14 protein-coding genes and 1 pseudogene are annotated in these 14,930 nt (G+C 67.4%); 8 read left to right on the forward strand and 7 right to left on the reverse strand.

Annotated elements, in window-relative coordinates:
- Positions 1 to 19 precede the first annotated feature (19 nt).
- Both ABD907_RS06330 and ABD907_RS06335 read right to left on the reverse strand, forming a co-directional pair.
- Positions 20 to 310, reverse strand: a complete 291-nt coding sequence (locus ABD907_RS06330; protein ID WP_345214906.1) for a hypothetical protein — start codon at positions 308 to 310, stop codon at positions 20 to 22.
- A gap of 812 nt (positions 311 to 1,122) precedes the next feature.
- Positions 1,123 to 2,727 carry an N-6 DNA methylase gene (locus ABD907_RS06335; RefSeq protein WP_345214907.1) on the reverse strand — a complete coding sequence of 535 codons (1,605 nt, stop codon included), beginning with the start codon at positions 2,725 to 2,727 and terminating at the stop codon, positions 1,123 to 1,125.
- 96 nt (positions 2,728 to 2,823) lie between these two features.
- Here ABD907_RS06335 and ABD907_RS06340 point away from each other — a divergent pair, with 96 nt between their 5' ends.
- Positions 2,824 to 5,805 carry an Eco57I restriction-modification methylase domain-containing protein gene (locus tag ABD907_RS06340; RefSeq protein ID WP_345214908.1) on the forward strand — a complete coding sequence of 994 codons (2,982 nt, stop codon included), beginning with the start codon at positions 2,824 to 2,826 and terminating at the stop codon, positions 5,803 to 5,805.
- A gap of 11 nt (positions 5,806 to 5,816) precedes the next feature.
- On the opposite strand, the pseudogene ABD907_RS06345 reads toward ABD907_RS06340, so the two are convergent.
- A pseudogene (locus ABD907_RS06345) lies at positions 5,817 to 6,242 on the reverse strand (transposase); the annotation flags it as partial.
- 25 nt (positions 6,243 to 6,267) lie between these two features.
- Between ABD907_RS06345 and ABD907_RS06350 the strand changes: the two are divergent.
- The 3 genes from ABD907_RS06350 to ABD907_RS06360 all read left to right on the forward strand — a co-directional run bounded on the left by ABD907_RS06350 (position 6,268) and on the right by ABD907_RS06360 (position 8,680).
- Entirely contained in the window at positions 6,268 to 7,569 is a 1,302-nt protein-coding gene (locus tag ABD907_RS06350; RefSeq protein ID WP_345215411.1) for a recombinase family protein, read from the forward strand.
- Between the two features lie 244 nt (positions 7,570 to 7,813).
- Entirely contained in the window at positions 7,814 to 8,071 is a 258-nt protein-coding gene (locus ABD907_RS06355) for a holin (protein ID WP_345214909.1), read from the forward strand.
- Between the two features lie 453 nt (positions 8,072 to 8,524).
- A complete protein-coding gene (locus ABD907_RS06360) occupies positions 8,525 to 8,680 on the forward strand; it encodes a hypothetical protein (RefSeq protein ID WP_345214910.1) in 156 nt (51 codons plus the stop codon).
- Between the two features lie 41 nt (positions 8,681 to 8,721).
- Here the strand turns inward: ABD907_RS06360 and ABD907_RS06365 are convergent, their stop codons facing one another.
- The 4 genes from ABD907_RS06365 to ABD907_RS06380 form a co-directional block, all read right to left on the reverse strand.
- Entirely contained in the window at positions 8,722 to 9,357 is a 636-nt protein-coding gene (locus tag ABD907_RS06365; protein ID WP_345214911.1) for an excalibur calcium-binding domain-containing protein, read from the reverse strand.
- Between the two features lie 245 nt (positions 9,358 to 9,602).
- Entirely contained in the window at positions 9,603 to 9,887 is a 285-nt protein-coding gene (locus tag ABD907_RS06370; RefSeq protein ID WP_345214912.1) for a hypothetical protein, read from the reverse strand.
- Positions 9,888 to 10,010: 123 nt separating this feature from the next.
- Entirely contained in the window at positions 10,011 to 10,832 is an 822-nt protein-coding gene (locus ABD907_RS06375; RefSeq protein WP_345214913.1) for a helix-turn-helix transcriptional regulator, read from the reverse strand.
- The gene (locus tag ABD907_RS06380; protein ID WP_345214914.1) at positions 10,829 to 11,017 is read right to left on the reverse strand and encodes a hypothetical protein; all 189 of its coding nucleotides are present in this window, start codon (positions 11,015 to 11,017) and stop codon (positions 10,829 to 10,831) included. The genes ABD907_RS06375 and ABD907_RS06380 overlap by 4 nt, the downstream gene beginning before the upstream one ends.
- A gap of 158 nt (positions 11,018 to 11,175) precedes the next feature.
- Here ABD907_RS06380 and ABD907_RS06385 point away from each other — a divergent pair, with 158 nt between their 5' ends.
- From ABD907_RS06385 to ABD907_RS06400, 4 genes are all read left to right on the forward strand, one after another.
- Positions 11,176 to 12,231 (forward strand): class I SAM-dependent methyltransferase, encoded by a 1,056-nt coding sequence (locus ABD907_RS06385; protein ID WP_345214915.1) that lies wholly within the window; start codon positions 11,176 to 11,178, stop codon positions 12,229 to 12,231.
- A 44-nt stretch (positions 12,232 to 12,275) separates the two neighbouring features.
- Complete coding sequence (locus ABD907_RS06390) at positions 12,276 to 12,839, forward strand: OsmC family protein (protein WP_345214916.1); 564 nt, start codon at positions 12,276 to 12,278, stop codon at positions 12,837 to 12,839.
- Positions 12,840 to 13,109: 270 nt separating this feature from the next.
- Complete coding sequence (locus tag ABD907_RS06395; RefSeq protein WP_345214917.1) at positions 13,110 to 14,291, forward strand: phosphotransferase; 1,182 nt, start codon at positions 13,110 to 13,112, stop codon at positions 14,289 to 14,291.
- Positions 14,292 to 14,351: 60 nt separating this feature from the next.
- On the forward strand, positions 14,352 to 14,930 hold the full coding sequence (locus ABD907_RS06400) for a TIGR03086 family metal-binding protein (protein ID WP_345214918.1): 579 nt from the start codon (positions 14,352 to 14,354) through the stop codon (positions 14,928 to 14,930).

Genomic DNA, 14,930 nt, shown 5'->3' on the forward strand with positions numbered 1-14,930 from the left:
ACGGCGGCGCCGACGGACATCAGTCCGCACGGGCGCCGGCCGTCACGCGGAGCGTGATGCCGTCGCTCCACGGCACCAAGGCCCACGGGACGAGCGGCGGACGCGAGCGGGCGACGAGCGTGACCTCCGCCGTGGTCCCGTCAGGCGTGCCGGTGGGCTCCGCGACGGCCAGCTCCTCGAACTGGCCGACCACCGGGCCGGGCACGGAGGCGAGGTAGTCGTCCACGGTGCTCCCGGACCAGGGTACGGGCAGCCAGGATCTGGGCAGGCGTCGGTCGATGCGTGACCAGTTGGTCGGTTCGCCAGACACTCAAGCTCCGATCCAGGAGGACGAACGAGTCACGACAGCCACTCTTCGGGATCTACCCGTGCCACGGTAGGTGTAGCCACTCCTGCGTTTATCCGGTTCGCAGCTCACCGAGAAGCCAGCACCATGGGGCCATGACGACTCATGAATAAGCCATCGAGTCCGTGATCCCCGGTCTGGCGTTCCTGGTGCCTTCACCGCCGGCGCACCCATGCAGGCGTTCGGCACGCTCCGCACGGAACGCTTCGAGTGCGTGTGGAAGCGGCACACTGCGTGGCTCGCCGTCGGACAGCCAGCCAAGGAGCAGCCGTTCACCTCTGACGAGCTTTCCGCTCTGGCTCGAGGATCTCCTGCGTCCGCTCGATGCAGACGTTGTCGAGGCGATCCGCGAGAGGCATCGAGCCGACGAGAACCCACACAAAGCGTGGATCATCGTCACCCCCAGCAAGCACGCCGTGCTGACGACGACAGCCGAGGACACTGACAACCTTGTCGAGGTCTTCCTTGAGCTCTACGGCAACCTTGTGGACGCCACCGCTTGAGGAGGGGTGGACGCCAGGAGCGCAACCGTCACGGTGTGTAGCAGACCACCTTGAGGAGGTGAACAACCAATGTCCGTAGAGATCAAGGCACTATCGGAGGAAGAAGTCCGAGTGTGGTTCGTGATGCAGATGAGCGGGGTATCGAGCCCACGCCCTCATCGGCAACGACAGCGACTGGGATGAGTTCCGCGACATCAAGTCGCAGGCCGCAGCGAATAACCACCTCCGCGGTACGAAGCGCCCTGGTTCAACCACCAGGGCGCTTCGTCGTGTTTAGGCGCGCTTCGACCGAGCTGCGCGTCGATCGCGCAGCTGCACCCATGCTCGGCGCAAAGCCGCAACTTCTTCAGGACGGAACCCGAGGCTCTCGACGAGCACTCTCTCGTCAACCAGATCGAGTGCGTCTTCAAACCGTCGTTCCCGAACCAGTTCGTCCACCTTCTGGTGCAGCGTGTCAGAGACGACTGTCGGGTCCACAACGGGCAAGAGCCCACACTCACTGGGCTCGAGTTCGAGGATGCCTCCACCGTAACTACGGCCCAGCACTTCCGAGAGGGCGAATGTTGCCGAGTTGAACGCGCCGACAGCTAGGCGCTTCATGTCGACACCGTCCTTGACGCGAACCCGATGGACGGTGTCTGTGCTCGTCGCACCGGCGCTGTTTGCGATCAAGCGTGGGTGAGTTGATATCTGACGCAGCATGAACCCGTCAGGAGCCCACAACGAGGGCACCTCCCACCAGGCTCGGCGGATACGGCATTTGTATCCCTGGGGTACGCCAGCTCCCTCACCGGCTGCGAGGTAGCTAGCGAGTTGGGGATGCTTCTCGAGGTCGACGTCTTGAGACACCGTAAGAAGGCGCGTCCGAGCCGTCGTGCCATCCTGCTCATCCAAGTCCTCGTTCGTGAAATGCAGACCGCCCACCTGGGTGCTTCGAGCAACCAGAGGCATGGTGAAGTCTGCAAGTCCCCGGTGGTCAACTTCTGATTTGGTCATGCAGAAGAACGAGTTGCGTCCTGTGACCACACCGACGTTCACGTCGGCGTATGTGCCCAGTGGAGTCAGGCGGTGGTCTCTTCTCACGCTACGCAGCAGCTCGATGGCTTCAGTGTCGAGGAAGTACTTCGTCCACTTCTCCGAGTCATGCAGCGGAGCTCGAACAGCGGAGGTATCCGTCTCCCAGAAGGCATCTAGATTCGTAGCATCTGTCAGCTCGACTGTCCGGATCACAGCTGGTCCGTCACCGCGCTCGGCGAGCAACAGCACGACCTCCTGCAGGATGCCTGGAAAGACCAGTTGTTTGAAGGCGACCACCGTGATGCTTGAGCAGTTGTCGACCAAGTAGGAACGGAGGGCTGCCGCGTACCCCACCTGAAGGAGTTCCGCTGGGAGAACAAGGCCGACACGTCCACCGGACCTCACCGCAAGTAGAGAACCCACAACGAACGGGACCCATGCGTTGGTGAGCTTGGTCGGGCGCATGCCCTGGGTGCGCATCAGATCAAGGGCAAGCTCGCGCGAACTCGGATCCCAAGATCCGAAACGGATGTACGGCGGATTGCCGGCGACTCCGTCGAAGGTCGCCTGACGCTGGGGCGTCAACCAGGCGAAGAAGTCAGACACCTCCACGTCTGCACCGATGCTCGCCGCCTTCGCCGCCTCCTCGGGGATCAGCTCGACGGCGGTCACTTGGTCAATGCTGGCAGCTCTGACCAAGTGCTCCAGGATGGCTCCGTCGCCGCAGGCAGGCTCCAGAACCTTGGATCCGGCGGCACTCACCCAGTCAGTGATGAAGCGAGCGATTGGCTCCGGGGTGTAGTACCCACCCCGCAGCTTGTCGCCCTCAGGAGCCGCCTTCGCCGTGAACTGTGTCGCCATACGGCTCATCATCGCGCAGAGCACTGACGATCTCGGTACTGGCGTCTCCGGCGTGCCAACGAGGGCTGCCAGCCCCGACCCAATACGGTCAGTTCTGTGCCGTTCCTACGACCGTCGAAGATCGAGGCCAAGGAACAGATGGCTGCGCTGGTCGATGAGTACCAGCAGCAGGCCAGTGACTTGGAGGCCTCCAACTCTCGTTACACCGAGACCGAGGCACGCGGACAGTTCATCGACCGCTTCCTGACGATCCTCGGGTGGGACGTACACAATCTCGCAGGTCAGCCCCAGATCCTCCGTGATGTCGTGCTCGAACGCATCAGCGAGAGTGACGTTGGGGGCCGCCCCGACTACCGCCTTCGTCTAAACGGCAAGGACCGACTGCCGGTCGAGGCTAAGAAGCCATCGGTACCGCTCGCTTCGGCTGCTGCTGCCGCGCGGCAGACTCGCTCCTACGGATGGTCCTTGTCACTGCCCGCTGCAACTCTGACGAACATGGCCGAGACCGTTGTGTACGACACGACGTTCGCGCCCTCCCCCGAGGATGGCCCCGACGTCGCGGTCGTCCCTGACGGAAGGTTCACTGTCGATCAGTACGTCCCACGGTTTGACGACCTGTGGACGTTGCTCTCGTACGAGTCGGTGACGAGTGACGACTACTACGCGATGTACTCCTTCAGTGAGCCACGGCGGGGAACGTCACCGTTCGACAGAAGTTTCCTGGAGCAGTTCCGCTCGTGGCGACTCAAGCTGGCCCGCGACATCGCTTCCACGAACCCCGGTCTGTTGGCCGACGAGGTGGGCCGTAGAACCCAGCGGCTCCTCAACGCATTGCTGTTCCTCCGCGTGTGCGAGGACCGAAACATCGGGCAGTACGAGGCGCTCCTGAAGTCGGCTCAAGGGAACATGCTGCTGGACGCCTTCCGGGATGCCGATCGGGCGTTCAATGCGGGGCTCTTCGACGTCCTTCAGACCACGAACTACACCTCGACGGCCGTCGCCTCGATCATCCGGGAGATGTACTGGCCGCACAGCAAGTTCGCGTTCGGTGTCTTGCAGCCAGACGTTCTGGCAGCTGTCTACGAGCAGTACCTGGCGGAGCGAGTGCAGATCGACACCCACGGCCAGGTACGACTCGAAGAGAAGCCCGAGCTGACCCACGCAGGCGGCATCGTCGCTACGCCCGCTTGGGTTGTCGAGGATCTGGTCGACTATGCGCTGGAGGACAAGCTCACCCGTGGGCTGCCTGTGCCGGCCGGGCTGTCCCTGGTCGATCTTGCCTGCGGTTCCGGGCCGTTCCTGATCGAGGCGATGAACCGACTCATCGAAGCCGAGGAGGAAGCTGGACGCCACGTCGGTCTGGTAGAACGCGCAGCACTAGCGCAGAACCACCTGTACGGCGTCGACATCGACGGAGCGGCTGTCGAGGTAACTAGGCTGTCGATCCTTCTCACTGTGTTGGGTGAGGAAGTTGTGGACCCATCTCGCGACCGTGGCCTCCTGCCTGACCTCTCCCACAACCTGATCGTCGGCAACTCCCTGATCGAGCCGAAGTTCGATCGCGTTGTTCCAACGGCTGCCATGACCCCTGAACGCCGCTCGGCGGTGGCTCCCCTCGACCTTTCAGCGGCCTTCCAATCGGTGTGCGCGGCTGGTGGGTTCGATGTCGTGGTAGGAAACCCGCCGTACATCCGCATCCAGGTGCTGGCCGAGTTCATGCCTGACCAGCTCGACTACTTCCAGGACGCCCGGAGTGGGTACGGATCGGCCCAATCCCACAACTTCGACGTCTACCAGCTGTTTGTTGAACGCGCTTTTCAGTTCCTCAAGGAGGACGGCCGGTTCGCCTACATCGTGCCCAACAGGTTTACGAACTTGGTGCCCGCCGCAACCATGCGCAGCGTCCTCGGTCCTCGCCTCTCTAGGCTCGTGCACTTCGGCGACCAGCAAGTCTTCGACGGCCGGATGACGTACACCGCGTACGTAATGGCAGGGCCGAAGACAGACGAGCCTGCCGAGTTCTCCATCGTCAGCGATCTTGATGCATGGCAAGACTCGAGAGCCTGCTCTACCGTGCGAGTCGACCGGGCAGATCTGACAGCTGCGCCATGGCCTGTTGCTACCGAAGCACGCACCAAGGTTTTCGAGAAGATGGAGCAGACGGCAGTCGCTCGGCTCGGAGACGATGGATGGGTCAACATCTTCGTGGGCGTCCAGACGTCTGCCGACGGCATCTTCTTCATCCACCCTGACCAGAGCAGATCGACGGACGAAGTCGCCGTCTTCATCGACATCAACGGAGCCCGTCAAGAGGTCGAGTGGGGCATTCTTCGTCCAGCGGTGAAGGATCGGACCTTCGAGCCCTACGGACAAGACCCGATCCCCGACTCTTACGTCATCTTCCCGTACGACGTTCAGCCACCTGCACCAGGCCGAAAGCGTGGCACTGCAACGGTATACGACGAAGCGACCATGCGGGCACGCTTCCCGAAAGCGCTCGACTATCTGATGGCTCATCGCCGAACCCTGACAACCGGACGGAACGTCTCGCCTGACCCAGGACCATCCTTCTGGGCCTACGGCAGGTCCCAGTCACTGACCAAGCTTGACGAGCCGAAGCTCATCGTCCGTGTGCTGTCCCGTGCTCCGCAGTACATGTTCGATGAGGCGGGACTGGTGGTCCCTGGTGGTGGCGATGGCGGCCCCTACTACCTCCTCCGTCCCGACAGCGCTTGCCCATACTCGATCCGTGTCATACAGGCCCTGATGTCCCATCCTGCTGTTGACGCCTACGTGGCTTCACGCGGTCGGGCTTACTTAGGTGCGTACATAGTCCACCGCAAGGCGTTCATGGCGTCGGTGCCAATCCCAACGTTGGACGACGCGCAACAGCAAGCTATCGAGGAGGACGTGGAGGAGGTGCAATCGATAGTTGTCCGACTCCGCACCGAGACCGACGCAGCGCTGCGCACGACGCTCCTCGGCCGCATGGAGGTGCTGCAGGCACAGGTGAATCGGCTGATCTCCGACGCCTACATGCTTTCTGACGCAGACACCTCTGCAATCGTCGGTGACTAGGGCGTGTCTGTTTATCGGTGCGTGCGGTGGTAGGTGACGGTGGCAGCCAAGAGCACGCCGCCGAGGAAGGTCAGCGCGTACTTGTCGTAGCGGGTAGCGATCGCGCGCCACTGTTTGAGGCGGTTGAAGCCTCGTTCGACGGTGTTGCGTTCGCTGTAGAGGGCGGGTTCGAACTTCGGTGGTCTGCCGCCGGCCGCGCCCTTGACCTTGCGGCGCGCGATCTGGTCGCGGCGTTCGGGGATGGTGTGCGCGATCCGCATCCAGCGCAGCCTGGCTCGGGTCGAGTCGTGGGAGTAGGCCTTGTCCGCGAGCAGCTGGAACGCCCCGGCCAGGGACCGGCCGGTCTCGGCCCGGCGCTGGTCCAGCAGCGGCCACAGGTTCGGGTTGTCCCCGCCCTGACCTGGGCCGAGCAGGACGCTCACGGGGGCACCGCCCTGGCTGAGAGCCTGGGCTGGACCGTGGCTGAGGTCTACGAGGACAACGACGTCTCCGCGTCCACCGGGAAGGCGGCCGGCGTACCAGCGCATGATGCGCGACGTCGCCGAGGGGCACCTCGACGCGGTCGTCGTGTGGGACGTCGACCGACTCACTCGAACGCCCCGTGAGCTTGAGGACGTCATCGACCACGCCGACCGCGCTGGCCTCAGGCTCGCGTCCGTCGGAGGCGACATCGATCTCGCCACTGAGCAGGGCCGCATGCTCGCCAGGATGAAGGGCACCGTTGCGCGCTACGAGGTTGAGCAGTCGGCCCGGCGGCTGCGTCGCAAGCATGCCGAGCTCGCCGCTCAGGGAGCCCACAATGGGCGCCGCCCGTTCGGATGGGACCTCGCCCCCACCGGCCTCACCATCAACCAGGCCGAGGCCGCCGTGGTCCGTGAGTGCGTGTCGCGGGTGCTCGCCGGCGAGGGACTGTGGCGGATCCGGAACGACCTAACCAGCCGCGGCGTCACGACCACCACGGGTGGGCCGTGGCAGACGCAGACGCTGCGGCGCATGCTGCTGCGCTGGCGGAACTGCGGCGTCCGCACACACAACGGCACCCCGGTCGCGACCGGCCAGTGGAAGCCAATCATCGATCGAGAGACCCACGATCGCGTCGTCGCCACGCTGACCGATCCGGCACGCAGGAGCAACAACCGCGGCACCGCCATCAAATACCTGCTGACGTCGATCGCAGCCTGCGGCGAGTGCGCCCGACCCATGGTCGGCGTGGCCGAGCACACCTACAAGATCCGCGTCCGCCGCGCCTCCGGGCCGGGTATCCAGACCCGCACCTACCCCCGCTCCTACAAATGCCCCCACGCCGGCTGCATGCGCGTCTCCCGAGGCATGGACGACATCGACGACCTCGTCACCCGCGTGGCCATCGGCGTCCTCGAACGCGACGGTGTCCGCGTCCTCGGCGGAGACCCGGACATCGCCGCGGCGGCGCGGGAACGGATCGACGCACTGCAGGCGAAACTCGCCCTCGCGGCGGACCAGTACGCGGACGACATCATCACCGGCGAGCAGATGGCCAGGATCACCGACCGCGTCCGACCACAGATCACCGCCGAGCACGCACGGCTGCGGACGGCGCTGCCCGCAGAGGGTCTCGCGGCCTTCGCCGGACCCGGCGCTGCTGACGCGTGGGACTCCGCTGACGTGGAGACACGGCGCCGGATCCTGACCGCCCTGGGCATCGAGCTGCGAGTCGATCGCGTGGGCCCGGGGCGTGGCGGCGTGTTCGATCCGGAGTCCGTCCAGATCACCTGGGGGCGCTAGGCGCCACCCTCGGCCTCGAGGTAGGCGTCGACGAGCATCTGCCGCTCCCGGCTACGCCAAGGTCCTCCAGAACGACGAGCAACTCAAGGCCGCCCTGACGCTCAAGGGCCTCGACATCAAGGACAACCTGCCGGCCCGCGAGTACGACGTGCTCCTCGACCTGGCCGTGCGTCCCTCGTCCCAGGCCGCGTCCAAGGAAGTACTCGACGCCATTTCGGCCGAGGCCAAGAAGGGAGCCTGACTCATGAGTATCTGGACCGGCCAGTTCTGGAAGGCCACCGCCGAGCGAGCGATCGCCACCGCCGCACAGTCCGCCATCGTCGTCCTCGGCGCGGAACAGCTCAACGTCCTAGAGGTGGACTTCGTCGAGGTCGGAGGGTTCGTCGCCGGCGGTGCCGTCCTCGCGATCCTCAAGGCGCTCATCGCGAACGCCGCCACGAAGGAAGGGCCGTCCACCACACATGCAGAGGTGGTCAACCTGCCCGGCTGGCACGAGGCGTAGTGACGATGCACCCCCAGTGCGACCACTGCCCCAGGGAAGGTGTCGCCGCCCGCTATTGCGCCAACGAGTGTGACACGGCCGACCGCGAGTGGGCCGCCAAGGTCAGGTCCGCCGAGCGGCCGCGGCGAGGTGAATGAGTTAGACGCTCTTCCGTCTGGCCAGATGCTGAGCAGATCCTGTGGACGTTCCGAGGCGGCCTAGAGCCCGACCTGAGCGACCAGGGCTAGTTTTCATTCCAGAGGCGCTGGCGTTTCACCCCCCGCTACGTCAGCACCCCACACAGAGCCCCCGTCCACCCTCACCGGGTGGGCGGGGGCGTTGGTGTGTCTGCGGTCGGCGCGACCATGAGCACGTGCCCGAGATGCGAGTCCTGGCCTGGAACGAGGGACGTCAACGGATCCTGAACGCCCACCCCGTGCCAACCAGGTTCAGCCGCGCTCGAGAGCCATCCCGGTGACGGCCCGGATCGATTGGGAGCGTGACGGCGTCGAGCGCCGGGCCACGGTCGCCACCGCCTGGACGCACAGTCTCGTCCTCGTCGACGTCTCGGACCCACGCAACCTGCTCACCGCCGCGTGGATCCGGCTCGAGCACGTCGCCCGACGTTAACTACGCTCGCAGACGCCCGGAACGTCGACTGACACAACGCCCTACTCGCAGCCGACGCCGTCGCCGTCACGATCGAGATGGGACCCGTAGCCGGGGTCTCCGGCGTAGACGGGGTCCGCGCCGGCAGCTCGAGCAGCGTCACAGTTGTCGTAGTAGACGTTCGCCGGTGCTGGCTCTGGCGCTGGTGCTGGCTCGGGCTCCGGCTCTGGCTCGGGTGCCGCGGCGGCGGCTTCTTCTCGTTGTTGGATCTCCGCTTCGCGTTGATCAAGCGCTGCGGTTCTGGCTTCATCCTCGGCTTCCCGCGCGGCGAGGTCTTCCTCTCGCTTGGCCAGGGCTGCTTCCCCCTCAGCCAGCTCCGCCTCAGCGGTTTCCACCGCCGCCTGGGCGTCCTCCAGTTGCCGATTCGCAGTTTCCAACTTGCTACTCGTGGAGGTCAGTTCCTCTTGCGCCTGTTCGAGCTCATCCTCAAGAGCCATGTACTCCCCGGTGGCCGTCACGTCGACCGGAGTGCTGCCGGCGCCGAAGCCGAGGAAGAAGGCCAGGAGGAAGGCCACCGCGAGGAGAAGCCGTCGGCGCCATGGACGCTTCTTGCGAGTCGTCTCCTCGTGTGAGCTGTCATCAGCCGGCGTACCTGCTGGCTCTGCCGAGTATTCGTGCTGCTGTGCTTGCCATGTCATCGTGTCTGCCCACCAAAGATCACAGCGACCAGCGGGTAGGACCACTTCGTCCAGAAGACCCCGGATACTGGCCGCGCCCGCTCGTCCGTGTTCCGAAGCCTAGGGCGCGGTCCGGCGGAAAGTCCTGGGATCAGTCCGTGGGCGAGCATCCCCCGTATATCGCCAGCACAGCCGCGGTGATCCTCGCGGCGACGTCGCGTCGACGTGGGCGCCGCTCAACGATGTCCACCGGCGCAAGGACAGCGCTAACGAAACTTGCCCGGTTCGTTGATCCAGATCTCCTCGATCTCAGGATCATCCAGATAGCGCTGCAGGGGGCCGAGACCGGCGACGGCGTTGACCACCTCGGTGACCGCACCGTCGGGATCCGTCAGCGGCGGGACGAGCCCGGCCACCGAACGGTCGTCGTAATCGGCGATCGCCGCCGTAGCCAGCGCACGCACACCGTCCGTGTCGCGTGCCGGATCGACTCCGCGGCGGCGGACGAGCTCACGCACCTCTCCCTCGAGCAGCGCGACGCCCTCGTCCATGCCTGCTGCTCCCTGCGCCAGCTCGCCAAGTGGTGTAATCCGTAGACGGGCAACATACGCGAACTGTGAGATTGCGCATAGCCGCCGTCTCAGCCCTGTGGACGAGCACGATCCGCAGGCTCCTCAAGGCCGAGTCGAGGTGGTCCGCCAGAGCACGTCGTCCGCGACGGCGACGGCGGCCGTGCGCGAGGAGACGCCGAGCGTGGCGTGGATGTTCTCGACGTGCTTGCGCACGGTGCCCTCGGCGATCCCGAGCCGACGCGCGATCGCCGCGTTCGTCGCCCCTTGCCGCACCAGGCCCAGCACCTGGCGCTGCCGTGCCGTCAGGGCCGGTCCGCCGTTGGCGCGCCCGGGCGTCTGCTGGCAACCCCGCCGATAGATGCGGGCGACGTGCGGGCGCAGCAGCCCGAGCAGGAACCGGTCTCCCTCGGTGAAGTCCGGGCCGGCAGCGCGACTGAGGCACAGCCGGATCGTGCTGCCGGTCGCGCCGTCCGGCAGCACGAGCAGGGCATGGTGCTCGAGTCCCAGGGGTTTGAAGTACTCGACGTACATGGGGCTCGCGTGGAGCTGCCGGCTGCTGAGGAAGTCCGTGGCGATGGTGACGCTCGCCGTGTCGCCGGTGCGGTCCGGATAGCTGCAGGGCTCGAAGTCCCAGAAGTGCCTCCAGAAGGGTGGCGTGCCGGGGAGGACGTCGGGCCCCGGACCGACACCGCCGAACACGCGGACGCTGCCACCCTCGAGGTCCTGGCTCCACCGGCAGGTCTCACGCAGGCTGTCGACTGCGCGGAAGGTCGCGACGTCCGAGCGCAGCACGTTCGCGAGGGAGCACAGCAAGGACCGCGGCAGGCCCCGACCGGGTGCCGGTGCCCGCTCGGCCTCGTGGAACGCCTCGGCCAGCTCCGCCAGCTCGACACGTCCGGAACGCCGCGAGGTCGTGGACCTCACCGCCGTCGGCTCCTCATCGCCACCATGGGCTCCACCTCGACCGGGGCGTCACCGGGCGACACGCTGCGCACTGACTCGAGCGACCGTACGGGCAGACCGACGGCGGGCCCGACGTCCCGCGGGACCTCGCGCAGGTCCCACCACTCGTCCGGCCCCCAGACCCGCTCCGTCGCGGTACCGGTCATCGCTCCACCGTCCCGGTTCGTGCTGCCTCCATGGTGCCACGATCGTGAGCCGCAGACACCGTCCTTGGTGCGTACGCAGATCTGCGTATGGCGCCGCAGCCGGCACAGGACGACCGTGGAACCGCTCACCGGACGCGACGAGGCGAAGGAGCACCACCATGACTGCTGAGCCGACGACCGAGCCGGCCATCGCCGATCAGGCCCCGAAGCTGCTCGGCCACATAGCCGGCTACGTCGCGCACCGCTGCATCGGCCTCGGGCTGCGCGCAGGCCTGCTCGCCGAGCTGGCCGACGCACCGGGTCTGACTGCCGACGAGCTGGCCGAACGGTGCCGCCTCGATCCCTTCTACGTGTGGGTCTGGTGCCGCGGCACGCTCGCCGCCGGTGTGCTCGAGCGCGACGACAACGGCGGCACCGCCCTGTCCCGCGACGCCCGTTACCGGCTCGCACCGCACATGGCGACCCTGCTGCTCGACCGCGACTCGCCCGCCTACATGGGCGCGGTCTTCTCGGTGCTGCTGCAGCCCGAGATCTTCGAGCGCTTCGAGCAGACCCTGGCGAGCGGTGAACGCATGTGGTGGGAGGACACCAGCCCCGAATGGATCCGCGCGGTGTCCGGCTCCGGGCGTCCCTTCTACACGCGGCTCGTCCCCGCAGGTCTGGACCAGGTCCCCGGCCTGGCCGAGCGGCTCCGGGACGGCTGCCGCGTCGTCGACACCGCCTGCGGCACGGGTACCGGGTTGCTCCGTCTGGCCGAGCACTACCCACGCTGCGAGCTCGTCGGCGTGGACGGGGACGTGCACTCGCTCGACCAGGCGCGTGCCGCCGTCGCCGCGGCCGGGCTCGACCAGGTCGAGCTGGTCCGCAGCCCGCTGGAGGAGATGACGCTCGACCGCCCCGCCGCCGTGGTCATCAACAACATCTCGATGCACGAGTGCCGCGACATCGACGAGGTGACGCGCCGCGTGCACGACACGCTGGAACCCGGCGGGTGGTTCGTCATCTCCGACTTCCCCTTCGCGGACAACGAGGAGGCGCTGCAGACACCACCCGGGCGGGTGATGTCGGGCATTCAGTTCTTCGAGGCGCAGATCGACGATCAGCTCCTTCCCCGAAGCACCTACGACGAGCTGCTCGCCCGCCACGGCTTCACCGACGTCGGCCACGTCGCGCTCACACCCATGCACGCCGTCACCTGGGGCCGGCGCGTCTGAGCCCCCGCTCGACCTCAGCAACCACCACACAGAGAGGAAGGATCATGTCCATCACCGGCCAGCCGACCCGCAACGGGGTGAACGTCGAGCAGCTGACCCAGACGGTCGGCGCGATCCAGGACGACCCGTCGCTGGCGAACTTCACCTTCCGGGCGACCAACACCTGGCTCGACGGGGGCCGCTCGCGCACCTCCGTCCAGGGCTTCTGGGGCGCCGGGCGCGAAGACGACTCGCGCGGCAACCCATTCGTGCTCGAGGGCGACGAGCCTCCGGTGCTGCTGGGCACCAACCACGCCCCGAACGCCGTCGAGACCGTGCTGCACGCGCTGGGCTCCTGCCTGGCCGTCGGCGTCGCCTACAACGCCGCCGCGCAGGACATCGAGGTACGTCACCTCGAGATCGAGCTGGAGGGCGATCTCGACCTGCACGGCTTCCTGGGGCTCTCCGAGGACACCCGGGCCGGCTTCCACGGCATCCGGGTGACCTGCCGCATCGACACCGACGCCCCCGACGACAAGGTCGCGGAGCTCATCGCCCACGTGCGACGAACCTCGCCCGTGGTGGACATCGTGAGCAACCCGGTACCCGTCGAGATCCAGCGCACCTGAACAGCAGGATCGGCCGGGTGCGTCGCCCGGGCGGAACTCAGCACCCGGGGAGGTGTTCCGCCCGGGCCGTCGGGTCCCCGGGCCGGTGGCGTGGTGGCTCCGAGCACTCGTCTCGGGGTCACCGCGGCCGGGTGCACCCGTTCGTGCCCGCCGGCCGGGAGCAGATCCGCCGTCGGGCGGGAGCCTGCAGGCCGTACGTACCGCGAAGAGCTCACCCCTCCACGGCGCGTGCGCCTGGTCCCGCACCCCGGCGCGTTCTAGGTTGGCCGTGTGGTCCGTTCAGCACTCGCTCTCGCCGCCCTCGCCACCACGGCCGTTCCCGGCCTGGACGTGGTGGCGACGCGGCCACCCCAGGCCACGTCGAGCGAGTACCAGACCACCGGCCTGCTCGACGCCGGAGGCCGCAGCTGGGTGGTGCGCGCACCCCTGACGACGGCGGCCGGTGCCGCCCTGGAGGGCGAGGTCGCCCTGCTGTCCCAGCTCGTCAGGGAGGTCGACGAGGGCCGGCTGCCGTTCGACGTCGCCCGTCCGGTCGGTTTCGCCGAGCTGCCCGAGGGCGGCCGGGCCATGGTCCACCGCGCGCTCGTCGGCCGACCCCTGGAGCTCGAGGAGCTCACGGCCGGGCCCGGGCTCTCCGCCGCGCTCGGGCGCGCCATCGCCGCGTTCCACGAGCTCGACGCCGCCGTGATCGCCGATGCGGGCCTGCCGGTCTACGACCCCGACGCCTACCGCAAGCGCCGCCTCGCCGAGGTGGACGAGGCCGCCCGCACCGGCCGGGTGCCGGCCGCACTCCTGAACCGGTGGGAGCACGCCCTCGAGGACGTCAAGCTGTGGCGATTTCGCCCGACGCCCGTGCACGGAGACCTCGCCCCCGAGCACGTCCTCGTCACCGACGGCAGGGTCAGCGCGATGCTCGGCCTCACCGACGCCCACGTGGGTGACCCGGCCGAGGACCTGGCGTGGCTGCAGGCGTCGGCGCCCGAGGAGTCCCTCGACGCCATCGAGGAGGCGTACGCACTCGCGCGCACTGAGAGCGCCGACGAGACGCTCATGGAGCGCGCCCTGCTGGTCTCCGAGCTCGCCCTCGCGCGGTGGCTGCTCCACGGCGTGCGCACTGGCGAGGCCACGGTCGTCGAGGACGCGACCGAGATGCTCCACCAGCTGGCCGACGAGGTCACCGACGCCCCCGAGATCGGGGCTCGCGAACCGGCCCCTGGCTGGGCCTACGAACCGGACGAGACAGACGCTGCGGGCCAGATCGACGAGCCGGACGAGGCTGTGGGCGACGACCCCGAAGCCGACGACCCGGATGCCGAGCAGCCCGACACGGAACCGGACGGTGACGACGCGCCGGTCGAGCCGGACTCCGCGGGTGCGACCGAGGACCTGCACCTGGGCACGAAGCTGCCGGACTTCCTCGCGGAGCGTGAGGACGACAGCGAGACACGCTGACGCGGCCCGTTGACAACCACCTGGTTGACAAGCGCCGCTCTCGGTGCTGTGATCAACCTCATGGTTGACAACATTGGGGCCGAGGACACTGCCCCGGCGGACGAGTACCGACAGATCGCGGCAGGCTTCACCGCACGCGTGCACGGCGCCACGGCGGCCTCCTGGGACAACCGGTCCCCGGTGCCCGAGTGGACGGCTCGCGACGTCGTCCGGCACCTCGTGGAGTGGTTCCCGCCCTTCCTGACGGACGCCACCGGCATCGAGCTGCCGCCCGTGCCGTCGGTGGACGACGATCCTGTCGCGGCGTGGGACCAGCACAGCGCCGCCGTCCAGGCGCTGCTCGACGACCCGTCGCACACCGACACCCCGTTCCGGCACCCGCGACTGCCGGAGATGCCGCTCGGTACCGCGGTCTCGCAGTTCTACACGGCCGACGTCTTCATGCACACCTGGGACCTGGCCAGGGCCACCGGCCAGGACGAGCGGCTCGATCCGGAGCGCTGCCGCGTGATGTACGAGGGCATGCTCCCGCTGGACGAGATGCTCCGGGCGAGCGGGCAGTACGGGCCGCGCGTCCCGGTCCCGGACGACGCCGACTGGCAGACCAAGCTGCTGGGCTTCATCGGCCGCCGGCCGTAG

The organism is Georgenia halophila (genome assembly GCF_039541595.1).